This window comes from Bordetella sp. 02P26C-1, from assembly GCF_009763255.1.
In the GTDB taxonomy this organism is placed as follows: domain Bacteria; phylum Pseudomonadota; class Gammaproteobacteria; order Burkholderiales; family Burkholderiaceae_B; genus Bordetella_A.
This window is the reverse complement of record NZ_WSJB01000004.1, coordinates 190,531-206,001: the sequence shown is the minus strand read 5'-3', so window position 1 is coordinate 206,001 and position 15,471 is coordinate 190,531. Positions and strand designations below refer to the sequence as shown.

The 15,471-nt window shown below is 62.4% G+C and carries 10 protein-coding genes; 5 read left to right on the top strand and 5 right to left on the bottom strand.

Annotation, left to right across the window (positions count from 1 at the left end; all coding sequences use genetic code 11):
- Positions 1-906 precede the first annotated feature (906 nt).
- From GOQ28_RS03300 to risA, 4 genes are all read right to left on the bottom strand, one after another.
- The gene (locus tag GOQ28_RS03300) at positions 907-1,425 is read right to left on the bottom strand and encodes a carboxymuconolactone decarboxylase family protein (RefSeq protein WP_160350914.1); all 519 of its coding nucleotides are present in this window, start codon (positions 1,423-1,425) and stop codon (positions 907-909) included.
- Between the two features lie 55 nt (positions 1,426-1,480).
- Positions 1,481-2,029: a peroxiredoxin gene (locus tag GOQ28_RS03295; RefSeq protein WP_160350915.1), complete on the bottom strand. Its 549-nt coding sequence runs from the start codon at positions 2,027-2,029 to the stop codon at positions 1,481-1,483.
- Positions 2,030-2,098: 69 nt separating this feature from the next.
- Positions 2,099-3,496: a sensor histidine kinase RisS gene (gene risS / locus GOQ28_RS03290; protein ID WP_442862072.1), complete on the bottom strand. Its 1,398-nt coding sequence runs from the start codon at positions 3,494-3,496 to the stop codon at positions 2,099-2,101.
- A 34-nt stretch (positions 3,497-3,530) separates the two neighbouring features.
- Complete coding sequence (risA, locus tag GOQ28_RS03285; RefSeq protein ID WP_160350917.1) at positions 3,531-4,265, bottom strand: response regulator transcription factor RisA; 735 nt, start codon at positions 4,263-4,265, stop codon at positions 3,531-3,533.
- Positions 4,266-4,394: 129 nt separating this feature from the next.
- On the opposite strand from risA, the gene tsaB reads away from it, so the two are divergent.
- Together tsaB and GOQ28_RS03275 are read left to right on the top strand one after the other, a co-directional pair.
- The gene (gene tsaB / locus GOQ28_RS03280; protein WP_160355409.1) at positions 4,395-5,723 is read left to right on the top strand and encodes a tRNA (adenosine(37)-N6)-threonylcarbamoyltransferase complex dimerization subunit type 1 TsaB; all 1,329 of its coding nucleotides are present in this window, start codon (positions 4,395-4,397) and stop codon (positions 5,721-5,723) included.
- 164 nt (positions 5,724-5,887) lie between these two features.
- Positions 5,888-6,847 (top strand): uracil-DNA glycosylase, encoded by a 960-nt coding sequence (locus GOQ28_RS03275; RefSeq protein WP_442862073.1) that lies wholly within the window; start codon positions 5,888-5,890, stop codon positions 6,845-6,847.
- A 102-nt stretch (positions 6,848-6,949) separates the two neighbouring features.
- Here the strand turns inward: GOQ28_RS03275 and lplT are convergent, their stop codons facing one another.
- Complete coding sequence (gene lplT, locus GOQ28_RS03270) at positions 6,950-8,260, bottom strand: lysophospholipid transporter LplT (protein ID WP_160350919.1); 1,311 nt, start codon at positions 8,258-8,260, stop codon at positions 6,950-6,952.
- Positions 8,261-8,547: 287 nt separating this feature from the next.
- On the opposite strand from lplT, the gene smc reads away from it, so the two are divergent.
- The 3 genes from smc to ligA are packed head-to-tail and all read left to right on the top strand — an operon-like array spanning position 8,548 to position 15,279.
- A complete protein-coding gene (gene smc / locus GOQ28_RS03265) occupies positions 8,548-12,078 on the top strand; it encodes a chromosome segregation protein SMC (protein ID WP_160355408.1) in 3,531 nt (1,176 codons plus the stop codon).
- Between the two features lie 46 nt (positions 12,079-12,124).
- Complete coding sequence (locus GOQ28_RS03260) at positions 12,125-13,180, top strand: cell division protein ZipA C-terminal FtsZ-binding domain-containing protein (protein ID WP_160355407.1); 1,056 nt, start codon at positions 12,125-12,127, stop codon at positions 13,178-13,180.
- Positions 13,180-15,279: an NAD-dependent DNA ligase LigA gene (gene ligA / locus GOQ28_RS03255; RefSeq protein ID WP_160355406.1), complete on the top strand. Its 2,100-nt coding sequence runs from the start codon at positions 13,180-13,182 to the stop codon at positions 15,277-15,279. The genes GOQ28_RS03260 and ligA overlap by 1 nt, the downstream gene beginning before the upstream one ends.
- Positions 15,280-15,471 lie beyond the last annotated feature (192 nt).

Sequence of the window (15,471 nt, the reverse complement as noted above, 5' to 3'; positions counted from 1 at the left end):
AAGCCGGTCCGGCGCCCGGGCGCCGGACACCGCGTCGCTCGTCTCGTCCGCGCCTTCGCGCTCCCTTCGACTTCCGCTCGCTCGGCTTTGAGGCGCCCTCGCAGCCCAATAGCCTCGCCTCGACTGGCAGGGGTGCGGGATTGCGCCGTCGGCGGGGCGGGTGTTTTGCTTGGCCTTTTTGCTGGCGTAGTTTTTAGTTTGGAAGGTCTTGCAGGGCTGCGAATTGCGGGCGCCCTGCGCGCCCGTAATTCGCGTCGGGGTGTCTTTGTGGCATGCGCTGTGGTTGCTTGGGTTGATGGCCTTACACCTTTGAATGGGTCTTCTTCGCCGCTAAGTACACGGTCTTTGGCATCTACCAAGCAAACAGCCGTTGCCCTCTAATAAATGTTCTTGGCCGCCAAGTAGACCGTCTTCGCCCTCAAGTCGACGCTCTCGCGCCTTTGGGTAGAGGACTCTCGCACTACGCTAACGAACGCTCAGAGCAGGCGCACCCGTAGGCGCCTGCTCTGAGCAGCCCCGCAAAATCTTCCTCCCCACCATCCCAGTCGCCTACGAAGCCTAAGCACACCCCTCGTCCCAGCGCCCGTTCAATCAAGCACAACGCGAGTCGAAGTGGGGCTGTGGGGGTGTGGGGGCGCCTCGGCGTCGAGCGAGCGGAAGTCGAAGGGAGCGCGAAGGCGCGGACGAGACGAGCGAAGCGGTGTCGGACGCGCAGGCGTCCGACCGACGCCGTGAAGCCCCCATACCCCCACAGCCCCACTTCGACGCCTTAAGCAAGATCCCGACCCGCACGCCCACAAACCAGCAGCCCAAAAAACAGCAAGGGCGTCTCCGGCAAAACCAGAGACGCCCTTAATAGCCTCAACGCTCGAGATCAAACCCCCCGAGCGTAAAGAGGAAACCTTTTTACTTACCTTGAGCAGCCAACGAAAGCGCAGCCGCATTGACCACCGCAGCGATCCGACCCGCATCGCGCAATTGCTCGACAGTAAAGCCATCCTTCTTCAGGTTTTCATAGTGCGATTGCACGCAGAAATGGCACTTGCCCACGATCGAGGCCGTCAGCGCGAACAATTCAAAGCGCTTCTTATCCACGCCACCATGCGTCGCATAAGCGTTCATACGCAGCTGAGCAGGCAAGCTCTTCAGTTGGCTGTCGCCGGTCATTTCAACATACGGGTACCACATGTTGTTCATGCCCATCAACGCCGAAGCCGTCAATGCGGCATTCGCGTCGGTTTCGGACAGGCCACTCTTGAATGCTTCGATCAACACCGGGCTACGTGCGGCAAAGGCAGCCGACAGGGCAGCGCCAACGGCATCCTCGGGAGCCAGCGTCGAACGCGAGATCACCGCGTCCAGATTCAGGCGTATATCTTTGGCCCAGTCTGGCAGTTGTTCTTTGATTGCTGAGAGGAATTCCATAGTTTTTACCTATAATCTGAATCTGGAAAAGCCCGGCAGGGCCGGGCTGGAAATATTACAGCGTTGCGCCGCCAACGTTACGGTTGCACGGGCAGAGCTCGTCGGTTTGCAGACCGTCGAGCAAACGCAGAACTTCCTCGGGGCTACGACCCACGTTCAGGTTGTTCACCGAAACGTGTTGGATCGTGTTGTCGGGGTCAACGATGAAGGTAGCGCGCAGAGCAACGCCAGCTTCCTTCTCACGCACGCCCAGTTGGTCGATCAACGAACCGGTCGTGTCGCCGAATTGGTAGTGACCCAGCTTGTTCAGGTCCGGATGCTCACGGCGCCATGCCAGCTTCACGAATTCGTTGTCCGTCGAACCGCCCAGCAGAACGGCGTCGCGGTCTTCGAAATCCTTAGCCAGCTTGTTGAAGCCGACGATTTCGGTCGGGCACACGAAGGTGAAGTCCTTCGGGTAGAAGTAGATCACTTTCCACTTGCCGGGGAACGAGCTTTCGGTGATTTCTTCGAAGGCCGAGACACCGTTTTCTTCGTGATGATTGAAGCCGGGCTTAACGCCGGTGACCTTGAAAGGCTCGAGCTTGTCGCCAACAGTTTTCATGAGTACTCCCGTTAGTTGTTGGGTGAATTAAGGCACGCAATAATTGGTGCGCTAAAACCACATTTTACGCTATTGGTTATCGCTGTCTAATTGATAATTCCTAAATTTGGCTTTAGGAATCTCTATACGCGCCCTCAAGCCGCCGCCCGGGCGCTCCAGCATTCTGAGCGATCCGCCCACGTGCTTGAGCAAGCGCTCGACGATCGCTAAACCGAGACCCGCGCCGCTCACCCCGGTGCGCGCCACCTCGCCACGCGAAAACGGCCGCAGGAGACGATCCACATCCTCGGGGGCGATCCCGGGGCCACGATCAGAGACCTCGATGACCAACGTATTGCCCTCGGCGCGCAGGCTCATCTCGAGATGAGGTTGGCCGTCCGCTGATTTGCCATACCGGCGGGCGTTTTCGATGAGGTTGCTGACCACGCGTTTTAAATCCAGCGCGGTCACCCGTGCATACAGCCCCGGCGCGATCTTCGCGTCCAGCGTTCCCCCTAGCGAGATGGTGTGACTGCGTTCCCGCTCGTAAAGTTCCGTGAGGACGGCCGAGATATCCGTCGCCATCTGAGGCAGTGTGCCAGCAGGGCGAGCGTATTCCATCAGTTGACCGATACTGTGGTCGATTTGCGCGAGGTCATCGTCGATCGCCTGGCGCGCGTCTTCGGAGATGCCGCTCATTTCGATTTCGAGCCGCATGCGTGCCAGCGGGGTTCGCAGATCGTGCGAGATGCCCGCGAGCATGAGTTCGCGGTCGGCTTCCGCTTGCCGCAAGTCTTTTGCCATGCGGTTGAACGAGGCGTTGAGATCGCGGATCTCTAATGGACCATTTTCGGGCAAGGGGGCGGGGGTTTCTCCGCGCGAGAGCACCTGGGCGGCACGCGCCAGGCGCGATAGCGGGCGGTTGACAAAGCCCACGCTCACCGCGGCGCCGATCAGGGAGAGCAGTAGCGCCGTGGCGCCCCAGCCCAGCCATTCGATCCCGCCAGTCAGGCCAATTTGCTCGCGCTCGAAGACCAACCAGTACAGATCCTGGTTGATATGGAAGCTGACCCAGAAACCGGGCACTTGGTTAACCGCCCAGACAATCTGGGTCTCGGGACCAAAACGCGCTCGGATGTGGTCGGCCACCCGTTGCCAGTATTCGTCGTCCGGCAGCGGCTGCGTGAAATCGGTGACTTCACGCGGATAGACCTGGATACCTTCATTGGTGGCCAAGTCCAGCAATAGCTTGCTGCGCTCGGCGTCGTCGGAGTAGATCAGGGCCGTACGCGTGATATTGACAGCAGTGATCACGCGTTGCGCCATTTGATTGGCGCGGGGCCCGAGCTCCATGCTGAAAAACACTTGCAGCCACGCCCCCAGGCTCACGAGCATGAGGGCGGCCAGCAACAGGAACGTACGGCCGAACAGCCCCAGCCTGAGACGAGAAGTCAGGCTTCGCGAAAGCTTGCGCACTCCGGACGACACTACAAGTTGTGCTGATTAAAAGCCGAGGGACAGATCAACTACCGCCGTCCGGCACAAAGACGTAGCCCAGGCCCCAAACCGTTTGAATGAATACCGGCTTGGAGGGATTGGGTTCGATCAGTTTGCGCAGACGCGAAATTTGCACGTCCAGGCTGCGGTCGAAAGCCTCGTATTCGCGACCACGCGCCAGTTCCATCAGCTTGTCGCGCGATAGCGGGATCTTCGGGTGACGAGCAAAGACCTTCAGTACAGAGAATTCACCCGTGGTGATCGGCACTTGTTCGTTATTACGGGTGAGGGTGCGCGTGGACAAGTTGAGCACGTACGGCCCGAAAACGATCGACTCGTTTTCCTGGCTGGGCGCGCCCGGATGTTCCTCGGTGCCACGGCGGCGCAGAATCGCGTTGATGCGCGCCAGCAGCTCTCGTGGGTTAAAGGGCTTGGACAGATAATCATCCGCACCCATTTCCAGGCCAACGATACGGTCGATCTCTTCGGCCTTGGCGGTCAGCATGATGATGGGCGTATTGTCGTGACCGCCGCGCAGTCGACGGCAGATGGACAGACCATCTTCGCCGGGCAACATCAAATCCAGAACGAGCAGATCAAAATGCTCGCGCTGCCAGAGCTTGCCCATTTCTTTTGCGTCTTCGGCGACGAAGACGTTGAATCCCTGTTCGGACAGATACCGGCGCAGCAGGTCGCGCAGCCGAGGATCGTCGTCAACGACCAGGATTTTTCGGACGGGATTTGCGTTTTGCGTGTTCATGGCCGGAAATGTAACAGTGACAAGAATCGTCGGCTAGTGGGTATTCACAAGATATTACACATTGCGCATTACGGTTGAAATCCCTATTTGTCGAAGGGGACGAGCCGGGATTCCGTACAATCCAAATCTATGAATTTAAACCTCTTAGCCCTCGAAACGTCGTCCTCGCGCTGCGGGGTCGCATTGCTGCGCGAAACCGCGGCGGGATCTGTGGTCACCGTGCTGGAACACGAGGGCACTCAGGAGCATGCGGAACGCCTCTTGCCGATGGCGGATGAGCTGCTCAAGGCGGCGGGGCTGACGCCCGCCGATTTGCACGCCGTCGCGTTCGGGCAAGGGCCGGGTGGGTTCACGGGCTTGCGCGTGGCGTGTGGCGTGGCGCAGGGCATGGGATTGGCATTGAATATTCCCGTGGTGCCGGTCGTGTCTCACCTGGCCGTGGCCGAGGCGGCCGGGGCGCAGGCCGGCGACATCGTGCTGGTGGCGCTGGACGCTCGCATGAACGAGGTCTATCTGGCCGCCTATCTGCGTAGCGCGGATCCCGAGCACGCCTGGATTACCTTGCAGTCGCCGATGCTGATTGCGGCCGAGGAAATCGTGCCGTGGTCTTTGCATTATTTGTCGGTTTGGTCTGAGCAGAGCCAAGAAGAGGGGCTGGCGCACGACTTGACCTATGGTCTGGTGGATGGCCTGACGGGCGGGCTGGTGGGGGGCTGCGCGAGCCCCTCGAGTGCACCGACGCTGCACGCGGCGGGCGATGCGTGGCAGGTTTACTCAGACCGGATGGCTCTGCCGTCAGATTGGCGTCTTAGCGATGCCGCAAGGCCGCAAGCCACTTCGGTCGCGCAGCTGGCGCGCGAGGCGTGGTTGCGGGGCGAGGCCCAGCCGCCGGAACTGGCCGCACCGCTATATGTACGGGATAAAGTCGCCTTTACCACCGCCGAGCGCGAGCGCGGGCTGGGTGGCAACCCCAAGGCGGCGCCGGCATTGTCCGCGCCGGTGCTTGAACCCATGACAGAGGCCGATGTCGATGCTGTCGCTGACATCGAGGCGAATTTGCAGGCTTTTCCGTGGACGCGCGGCAATTTTGCCGATGCGTTGGCGTCAGGCTACGAGGCCTGTGTATTGCGGCAGGGCGGCAAGGTCGTGGGCTTTTGCCTCGTGATGTTGGCACCGGATGTAGCGCATCTGCTGGTCATCGGCGTGGCGCGTACCCAGCATCGGCAGGGGTATGGCAGTCTGCTTATGCGGTGGTGCGAAGGCATCGCGCGCGAACAGGGGCTGCCCGCCGTGATGCTGGAAGTGCGGCCGTCTAATGTGCCGGCATTGGCGTTTTACGAAAAAATCGGCTTTCAGCGCATCGGCGTGCGGCGGGGTTATTACCCCAATGGGCAAGGCGCGCGCGAGGATGCGTGGGTGATGCAGAAAGCGCTGGACGGGGCCGGAGCGCCGCTATGACTTCGGAAATAGCCGGGGATGCCGGGGTGGCGACGGCGACCGAAGCGGATCAGGCCATGGAAAACGGCCCAGTCGCGTCCGTCGGCGCCCTGGGCGCCCCGCGTATCAATGCGCTGCAGAAGCTGTGGTTGCGGGAAATCGGGATCGAAAAGACCTGGCTGCCGATGGCCGAGGCGCGAGCGACCGAGTCCGAGTCGGATGCCGGGTCGCGGTTGATGACCGCAGGTCGGCCGGCGTCGTCAGGCTCTCCGCGTTCGTTCCCTACTGGTGCGCCAGCTGCGCGCTCTTTATCTGGCCCGGCTCCGGATGCCACGGCGTCGACGGCGTTGCCTTCGTCGGCTTCGACTGGAACCCCTCCCGCCGCTGCGCTTGGAACACGTTCCGCCGGCGCGCCTGGAACCCCTGCCGCGGCTGCGCCTGGAACACATTCCACCGCTGCGCCATCGGCGCGTCCGGAGACGGTACCGCCTTCGCGTCCTGTCCCGTCGCCGCCCATTGCCGTGGCAAGCGCGGAATTGCTTGCCGGCGCTTCCGTCTCGACCGTCGAAATCGCCGCTGCTGCCCCCGATCTGGACGGGTTACGCGCACAGGTCGAGGTTTGCACGGCATGCCAGCTCTGCCAGGGGCGCCGTCACGCGGTTTTCGGCATGGGCGCGCGGCCAGCGCGCTGGATGGTCATTGGCGAGGCGCCGGGCGAGCAAGAAGATCGTCGGGGGCTTCCGTTTGTCGGCCGCTCTGGTCAGCTGCTGGACGCGATGCTGCGCTCGGTCGGCATGAGCCGCGACGAGAACGTTTTTATCGCGAACGTCATCAAGTGCCGGCCCCCCGGGAATCGCAACCCGAAGCCCGAGGAAATCGCGGCCTGTAGTCCGTACCTCAAGCGCCAAATCGAAATGATTCAGCCCGAACGCATCCTGGTGGTGGGCAGATTCGCCGCGCAGACCTTGCTGGGCACGGATGCCACGATCGGCAATTTGCGCGGACGCCAACATGTGTGGACCACAGAAGCCGGGGTGCGCATCCCCGTGATCGTGAGCTATCACCCGGCTTATCTGCTGCGCAGCCCGCTGGAAAAGGCGCGGGCGTGGCAGGACCTGCAATTGGCTGTGGTATCGACCGTTTAGCGCGCAACCGGGGAGCCTGCTTCCGACGGGGCGCGCGCGAGGTGATTTTGTGCCCTATGCGGACGTCCCCATTGCGAGTTCAGCTTCCAACGACCTAGCCGCTCAATGCTGATTCAGCGCCTTTCCATGGCCTTCTTGTCCGATCTGATCGCGCAGGGACGGATTAGCCGACAGATTGCGGCGGCTCCAGCGCATGAAGATCAGCATCAGGATGGCGACTAACAGGCCAAACAGCACGATGACGGTATTGATGGGCATCTCGAGCCACAACATCAGCGTGTAGACGGCGACCATCAGCAGGATATTGAGCTGTTCGTTGAAGTTCTGCACGGCGATCGAGTGGCCGGCCGACAGCAGCACATGGCCGCGATGCTGTAGCAGCGCATTCATCGGCACGACGAAAAAGCCCGCCAAGCCGCCCGTCAGAAGCAATATCGAATAGACCGACCAGGTGCTATGAACGACGGGCATGAAGAGCACCACGACGCCCATGAGCGCGCCGATCGGCAGTACCGTCAATGCCTTGCGCAGCGGAATGCGCCCCGCGAGGATCGATCCCACCACGGTGCCGACTGCCGCGACGCCCATCAGCATGGATGCCTCGTCCAGACGATAGCCCAGATGCTGCTTGCCCCATTCGATCACGATGAGCTGCAGCACCGCGCCGGCGCCCCAGAACAGGGTGGTTACCGCCAGCGAAATCTGACCGAGTTTGTCCTGCCACAGCACGCGCACGTAGCTGGCGAAGGTCTTGGTGAGCTTGATGACGTTTTTCTGCTGAGGTGGGTAGTGCACGTGCGTGTTCGGAATCAGCAGATTGCAAGCCGCGGCAATGAGATAAACACACGCGATCACCAGAATCGCGGCCTCGGCCGGGGTATGGACCCAGCCGCCGATGACGTGATGCTCCAGGAAAAAGCTTGAGGCGGCCGGCGAAATGAGCACGCCACCCAGCACGGTGCCGAGGATGATGGAAAACACCGTCAGGCCTTCGATCCAGCTATTGCCCTTGACGAGCAACTCTGGCGGCAGCATTTCTGTCACGATGCCGTACTTGGCCGGCGAATAGGCCGCGGCGCCCACGCCGACCAGTCCATAGGCGATGCAGACCAGGTAGGTCTGGTATTCGCCAGGAACGCCCACGCTCGCGTACAAAAACATCAGCAGGCAGCCCGTGACCTTGAGCGCGTTGGTCGCGAACATGACCCGGCCCTTGGGGAACGAATCCGCCACGGCGCCCACGAACGCCGCCAACACCACGTACGCCAGCGCGAACGACCATTTCATGATGGGAGCCATCCAGTCCGGACCGTTCAGTTCCAGAATCAGGGCGATCGCGGCGATAAACAGCGCATTGTCCGCCAAGGACGAAAAGGCCTGAGCCGCCATGACCAGATAAAACCCACGTTTCAAAGGACAATCCTCAGTGGCCGTCGCCGCGAGGGCGACAGGTTAAAAAATGGTGTAGGAGGAAAAAAAGTGTGAGCGAGTATAGCGTCTGCGATTCAGACGGTGGTGCCTCGCCCGGGTTCATCCGGGGGACGCTCGACTGGCTGGGGTATCATACGATCCACTCAAGATTCGCCTTGTTTGGCCCGGGGGCCATTACCCGGCTGGGTTCGCCATGCCGGGGTTGCTATCTGTAGGGCAGGTCTGTTTAACGCTTTTCGTTTAACCCCACCCGTCCCGATTATCGTACTGTGCGCCTGACTCAATTAAAACTTGCCGGATTTAAGTCGTTCGTCGATCCGACCGTCATCCCCGTTCCCAGTCAGCTGGTCGGGGTAGTCGGGCCGAACGGCTGCGGTAAATCTAACATCATCGACGCGGTCAGGTGGGTGTTGGGTGAGGCCAAAGCGTCCGAATTGCGTGGTGAATCCATGCAAGACGTGATTTTTAACGGCTCCGGCCACCGCAAGCCCGCCGCGCGCGCCTCTGTCGAGATGGTATTCGATAATAGCGAGGGCCGTGCCGCGGGCCAGTGGAGCGCCTATTCCGAGATCGCCGTGCGCCGGGTGCTCACTCGCGACGGCACCAGCAGCTATTACGTGAATAACCAGCAGGTACGCCGTCGGGATATTCACGATATCTTCCTGGGCACCGGCTTGGGCGCGCGCGGATATGCCATCATCGGGCAGGGGATGATCAACCGCCTGATCGAGGCACGCCCTGAGGAACTGCGGGTATTTCTCGAGGAAGCGGCGGGCGTCTCCCGCTATAAAGAGCGGCGGCGCGAGACCGAAAACCGGTTGTCCGACACCCGCGAGAACCTGACCCGGGTCGAAGACATCCTGCGCGAGTTGGGTTCGCAGCTGGAAAAACTCGAGGCCCAGGCCGAAGTAGCGCGCCAGTACCGGGAACTGCAAGCCGACGGCGAGAAAAAACAATTCGCGCTGTGGCTGCTCAAGGAAACCGGTGCGCGCGATGAACGTCAGCGCAAGAGCCAGGAAATGGCGCAGGCCCAGACCAATCTGGAAGCCGCCATCGCCAACCTGCGCTCGGGCGAGCTTGAGTTGGAGTCGCGACGCCAGGCGCATTACGCCGCCAGCGACGCGGTGCACGCGGCACAAGGCGCGCTCTACGAGGCAAATTCCCAGGTCAGCCGACTCGAGGCGGAGATCCGCCACGTGGTGGATTCCCGCAATCGACTGCACGCCCGGCGCGAACAGCTGCAGCAGCAGATCGCGGAATGGGAGTCGCAGCAGGAACATTGCGTCGAGCAGATCGCTCAGGCAGAGGAAGACCTCGCCGCCGCGGTCGCCCGCAGCGAGGAAGCGCGCGCGCGAGCCGAGGACGCTCAGGCGGGTCTGCCCTCGACGGAAGCGCGCGTGCGGGAGGCCGCTGCGTCGCGCGACGAAATGCGTGCGGCGCTGGCGCGCGTCGAGCAAAATCTGGCCTTGGCCGCGCAAACCCAGCGTGACGCCGATCGTCAGCTGCAAAACCTGGAGCAGCGCCGTGAACGGCTGCAGCAGGAATTGCGCGAGCTGCATAGTCCCGACCCGGCCGAGTTGGAGCAGCTGGCAGGCGATCGCGCCGTGGCCGAAGATCAGCTGCAAGAGTCTCAGGAAGAACTCGCCACCCTCGAAGCAAAGATTCCGCAAGCCGATGCCGAGCGCAGCCGCGCGCAGTCGGCGGCTCAGCAAGACGCCCAGAATCTGGCGCGGCTCGAAGCCCGGCTGGCGGCCCTGGTCAAGCTACAAGAAGACGTGCAGAAGCAGGGCGCGCTGGAACCGTGGCTCGCCAAGCATGAACTGACTGGCCTGGCGCGGTTGTGGCAGAAGCTGCATATCGAACCCGGCTGGGAGAACGCCCTCGAATCGGTCCTGCGCGAACGCATGGCGGCCATGGAAGTGCGCAATCTGGACTGGTCGCGTGCCTTCGCCGAAGATGCGCCGCCCGCGCGTCTGGCTTTCTATCAAGTTCCCGCGGCCGCGCCCGCGCCGGCCAGCGAGCCAGGCCTGACGCCGTTGTCGAGCCTGTTGCGGGTAACCGATCCGGACCTGCGCACCTTGCTCAACGATTGGCTGCGCAATGTCTACACGGCCACCGATATGGGTGAGGCGTTGGCCGCGCGCGCGAGCCTGCCGCCGGGCGCGTCCCTCGTCGTGCGCGCCGGCCATCTGGTCGATGCGCATAGCGTGCGCTTTTACGCACCGGACTCCGAGCAGGCCGGGATGTTGGCCCGTCAGCAGGAAATCGAGAATCTGCAGCGCGAGATCAAGGCGCATCAGCTGATCGCCGACCAGGCCCGTGCAGCGGTCGCCCGTGCCGAAAGTGCCTGGCAGCAAGTGTCGCAGGCCATCGTGCCTGCGCGTCAGCGGGTCGTGGAACTGACGCGCCGCTTGCACGACATTCAGCTCGAACACGCGCGCTTGCAGCAGCAGGCCGCGCAGTCCGGCGAACGCGCCGCGCGCCTGCGTCAGGACCTGGAAGAAATCGCCGCGCACGAAGAAGACCTGCGTGCCACGCGCGAAGAGGCCGAAGCCCGTTTCGAGACCTTGGACGAAGAGCTGGCCGAGCATCAATCGCGTTTTGCCGATGCGGAGATGGCCGGCGAAGACCTCGCCGCCGAGGCCGAAGCCGCCCGCAACCGGCTGCGTGAGCTGGAACGCGCGGCGCAGGAATCCGAGTTCGCTGAACGGGCGATCCAAAGCCGCATCGCGGATCTGCAGCGCAACCGCCAGTTGGCCATAGACCAGAGCCAACGCGGCGCGCAGGAACTGGAACAATTGCAAGCCGAGCTCGCCGAGTTCGATGAGTCGGCTTCCAAGGCGGGTCTGCAGGAAGCGCTGGAACTTCGGGCCGAACGAGAGGAGGCGCTGACGCGCGCCCGTCAAGAGCTGGACAATCTGGCGGCCTTGCTGCGTGGCGCCGACGAGGACCGCATGCAGCAGGAGCGCGCCCTGGAACCGCTGCGCGCGCGCATCACCGAGCTGCAGCTGCAAGAACAAGCTGCGCGACTGGCCGAAGAGCAATTTACCGAACAACTCAATGCCCGCGAAGTCAATCGCGAGGAGCTCGCCCAATCGCTGGCCGAGATGCCGGACGAATGGCGCCGCGCAAGTTGGCTGCAATCGGAAGTCGGGCGCATCTCGCGCCAGATCGATGCGCTGGGTTCGGTCAACCTTGCTGCACTCGATGAACTCAACGCCGCGCGGGAACGGAAAGAATTTTTGGACTCGCAGCAGCAGGATTTGCTGACCGCGATTTCCACACTGGAAGACGCCATTCGCAAGATCGATCGCGAAACCCGCGATCTCTTGCAGGCCACGTTCAATACGGTCAACGGTCATTTCGGCGAGCTTTTCCCCAAGCTGTTTGGTGGGGGAGAAGCCAAGCTCATCATGACTGGGGACGAGATCCTGGATGCGGGCGTGCAGGTGATGGCACAACCGCCCGGCAAGCGCAACAGTACGATTCACTTGTTATCCGGAGGTGAAAAAGCCTTGACCGCGACGGCACTGGTGTTCGCGTTGTTCAAACTCAATCCCGCGCCCTTCTGTCTGTTGGACGAAGTGGACGCGCCTTTGGACGACGCCAACACCGAACGCTACGCCAATTTGGTGAGCAGCATGAGCGAGCAAACGCAGTTCTTGTTCATATCCCATAACAAAATCGCAATGCAGATGGCCAAGCAACTGGTCGGCGTAACCATGCAAGAGCAAGGGGTTTCGCGTATCGTTGCTGTAGATATTGATTCGGCCGTGCAAATGGCCTCCGAAGCCGCATAACCACTACAAACGAAAGGGCGCTGTCATCACAGCGCAGGATTGACACATGAGCGACTTGCAGATTGGGCTAATCGCCCTGGGTGTACTGCTGATACTGCTGGTACTGGGTTTCAATTGGTGGCAGGACCGCCGCGCGCGTCAGCGCATGCAGGCTCGATTTCCGGCCACTGAACAGGATCCGCTGTTTGGCGCCGAGGCAGCCGCGCGTGTCGGCTCGCCCGAGCACCAGCGTCGCGAACCCGGTATAGGGGTGCCCGGTTCGGCTGCGGCGTCAGAGCCGCCTAACAACACCGCCGATGACGCCGAGGAACCCGATGCGGCGTGTGAGGTTGTCGTCGAGATTCATTTTGCCGAGCCGGTGTCGGGTACCGATCTGCTGGGCGCGGTGCGCGACCTGACCCATGTGGGTCGCAAGCCGGTGCGTGTGTTCGCCTCCACCGACCGCGGTCGCCATCGTGCGCGGCTGCATCCAGAAGAATCCTATGCCGGGCTGCAGCTGGCCGTCCTGCTGGCCAATCGCAGCGGCCCGTTGTCGGCCATCGAATGGTCTCAGCTCTGGGCGCGGGCGCAAAGTCTGGCGGATCGTTTCGAGGCCACGATCGAAGGTCCCGATCAACAAGTGGTTGTTGAGCGTGCGACCAAACTCGATGAATTCTGCGCGTCGCTGGATGCGCAAGTCGGCCTGACGCTTACCTTGCAAGCGCCCCGCGCCACCGCCGAGGTCATGGGCGTGGCGCGCGAATTGGGCTTTGCCGTCGATGGCGGCCATCTGTCGTGGTTGGCCGATACGGGCGCGACGCGTTTCACGCTGTCGCGCGCTGATGGCGGTGGCTTTGATAACGGCATGGCACCGGTCGATCGCCTGGTGTTGCTGTTGGATGTGCCGCGCAGCCCCGAGGACGAACGTGCGTTCGGTCGCATGGTGGACGTGGGCCGCGATCTGGCCGCGCGTTTGCAGGCCGAGCTGGTGGATGACCACGGCAAGCCCGTCGTCGATGGCATGGAAACCAGTATCGATCAGCAATTGCTGACGCTGTTCCGTAAGCTCGATCAAGCTGGACTGCCCGCGGGTGGCGAGCGTGCACTGAGGGTGTTTGGCTGATGGCTGAGTCTGCCCGTGCCGATCAGGCCGCGCAGCGCGCGGCCGAACTGCGTCACGAGATCGAGCAGCACAATGTGCGCTACTACGTTCAAGACGCACCCACCATATCGGATGCCGACTATGACGCGCTGATGCGCGAGCTGGTGCAGCTGGAATCCGAACATCCCGAGCTCGTCACACCGGAGTCGCCTACCCAGCGTGTGGGCGCGGCGCCATTAGCCGCGTTCGGTAGTGTCCAGCACGCCGTGCCCATGCTCTCGTTGGGCAATGCGTTTGACGAAGAGGAAGTGCGCGCATTTGATCGCCGTGTTTCCGACACGTTGCGCGGCGCCGGCCTGTTGGGCCCCGCGGATTCGCCGGAGTATTTCTGCGAACTCAAGCTCGATGGTCTGGCGATGAGCCTGCGTTACGAGGACGGCGTGCTCGTTCAGGCCGCCACGCGCGGCGATGGTCAGGTGGGCGAAGACGTCACGGGCAACGTGCGTACGATTCGCGCGATACCGTTGCGCCTGAAGGGTGACTATCCCCGCGTGCTGGAAGTCCGTGGCGAGGTACTGATGAACCGGGCCGACTTCGAGCGCTTGAATCGCACACAGGCCAGCCGGGGCGACAAGGTTTTCGTCAATCCGCGTAATGCCGCGGCCGGCAGCCTGCGTCAGCTCGATCCCCGCATCACCGCCAAGCGACCGCTGCGCTTTTTCGCGTATGGCTGGGGCGAAGTGCAGGGACTGGCGAAATCGCAGCCGGAGCGCTTCGAAGAGCCCACCGGCAACGCGCGCGCCGACTCGAGCCTGCCGCAAACCACGCATGGCGCCATGCTCGATTGGTTGGATGAGCTGGGCTTGCCCGTCAACAAATCGCATAACCATCGGGCCAAGGGCGCCGACGGCCTGCTGGCGTTTTACGCGCGCGTGGGCAAACAGCGCCCGGATCTGCCTTATGACATCGACGGCGTGGTGTACAAGGTCGATTCGCTAAGCGCGCAAAAGGTGTTGGGCTTTGTCGCCCGCGCACCGCGTTTTGCCGTGGCGCACAAGTTCCCGGCCGAGGAAGTCACGACGCGGCTGCTCGACATCGAGGTGCAAGTGGGCCGTACCGGGGCGATCACGCCCGTGGCGCGCTTGCAGCCGGTGTTTGTCGGCGGCGTGACGGTGACCAATGCGACCCTGCACAACGAGGACGAAATCCGCCGCAAGGACGTGCGTATCGGCGACACGGTCATCGTGCGGCGCGCGGGCGATGTGATCCCCGAGGTCGTGGGCCCGGTGTTGAATCTGCGGCCCGAGGATGTGCGCGAATTCGTCATGCCGACGCAATGTCCTGTCTGTGGTTCGGCCATCGAACGGCCCGAAGACGAGGCCATCGCACGGTGTACGGGCGGGCTTTTCTGTGCCGCGCAGCGCAAGCAAACGCTCTGGCATGCGGCCGGTCGCAAGGCGCTGGATATCGACGGCCTGGGCGAAAAGCTCGTGGAGCAGCTGGTCGACAATGGTCAGGTCAAGTCATTGGCGGATCTATTCGGTTTAACCGCCTTTGAACTGGCGGCGCTGGAACGCATGGGCAAGAAATCCGCCGACAACCTGGTGGCGGCGATCGACAAGGCGCGCACGCCCACTTTGGGCAGACTGCTCTTTGCATTGGGTATTCGCCACGTGGGCGAAAAAACGGCCCGCGATCTGGCCCGCCATTTCGGCAGTATCGAACGCATCATGGATGCGGACGAGGAAGCGCTGGCGGCCGCGCCCGATGTGGGGCCGGTGGTAGCCGGTTCGATTCGACGTTTCTTTGCCGAACCGCATAACCGCGACATCATCGAACAGCTCAAGCAGCGCGGCGTGCATGCGGTCGAGGAGCAGGGGCCCGATGACAACACGCTGGCGGGCAAGACGTTTGTCTTGACCGGCACGATGCCAAACTGGACGCGCGACGAGGCCACTCGTTATATTCTTGCCGCCGGCGGCAAGGTCAGTGGCTCGGTGTCTCGCAAGACCTCGTACGTGGTCGCCGGCGAAGAAGCCGGCAGCAAGCTGACCAAGGCGCGCGAGCTGGGCGTGGCGATCTTGGATGAAGACGGGTTGAAGGCGCTGCTGGGCGTATAAGGGATAAGGCAAACTTGTGGAGCGTCTCGCGTTCCTCGGGGGTATCCCCGCGCCATCACCCTCGGCATTCGACGTGGGCGGATATCCGCCCACGGTCAGCGTAATGCGACCCTTGCCAAAAGCATAAATGCCCGGCGTTTGAGCGGCATCGCAAGCGGGGAGTTAATCCAACGCTTTGGATGCCGGCTCGCC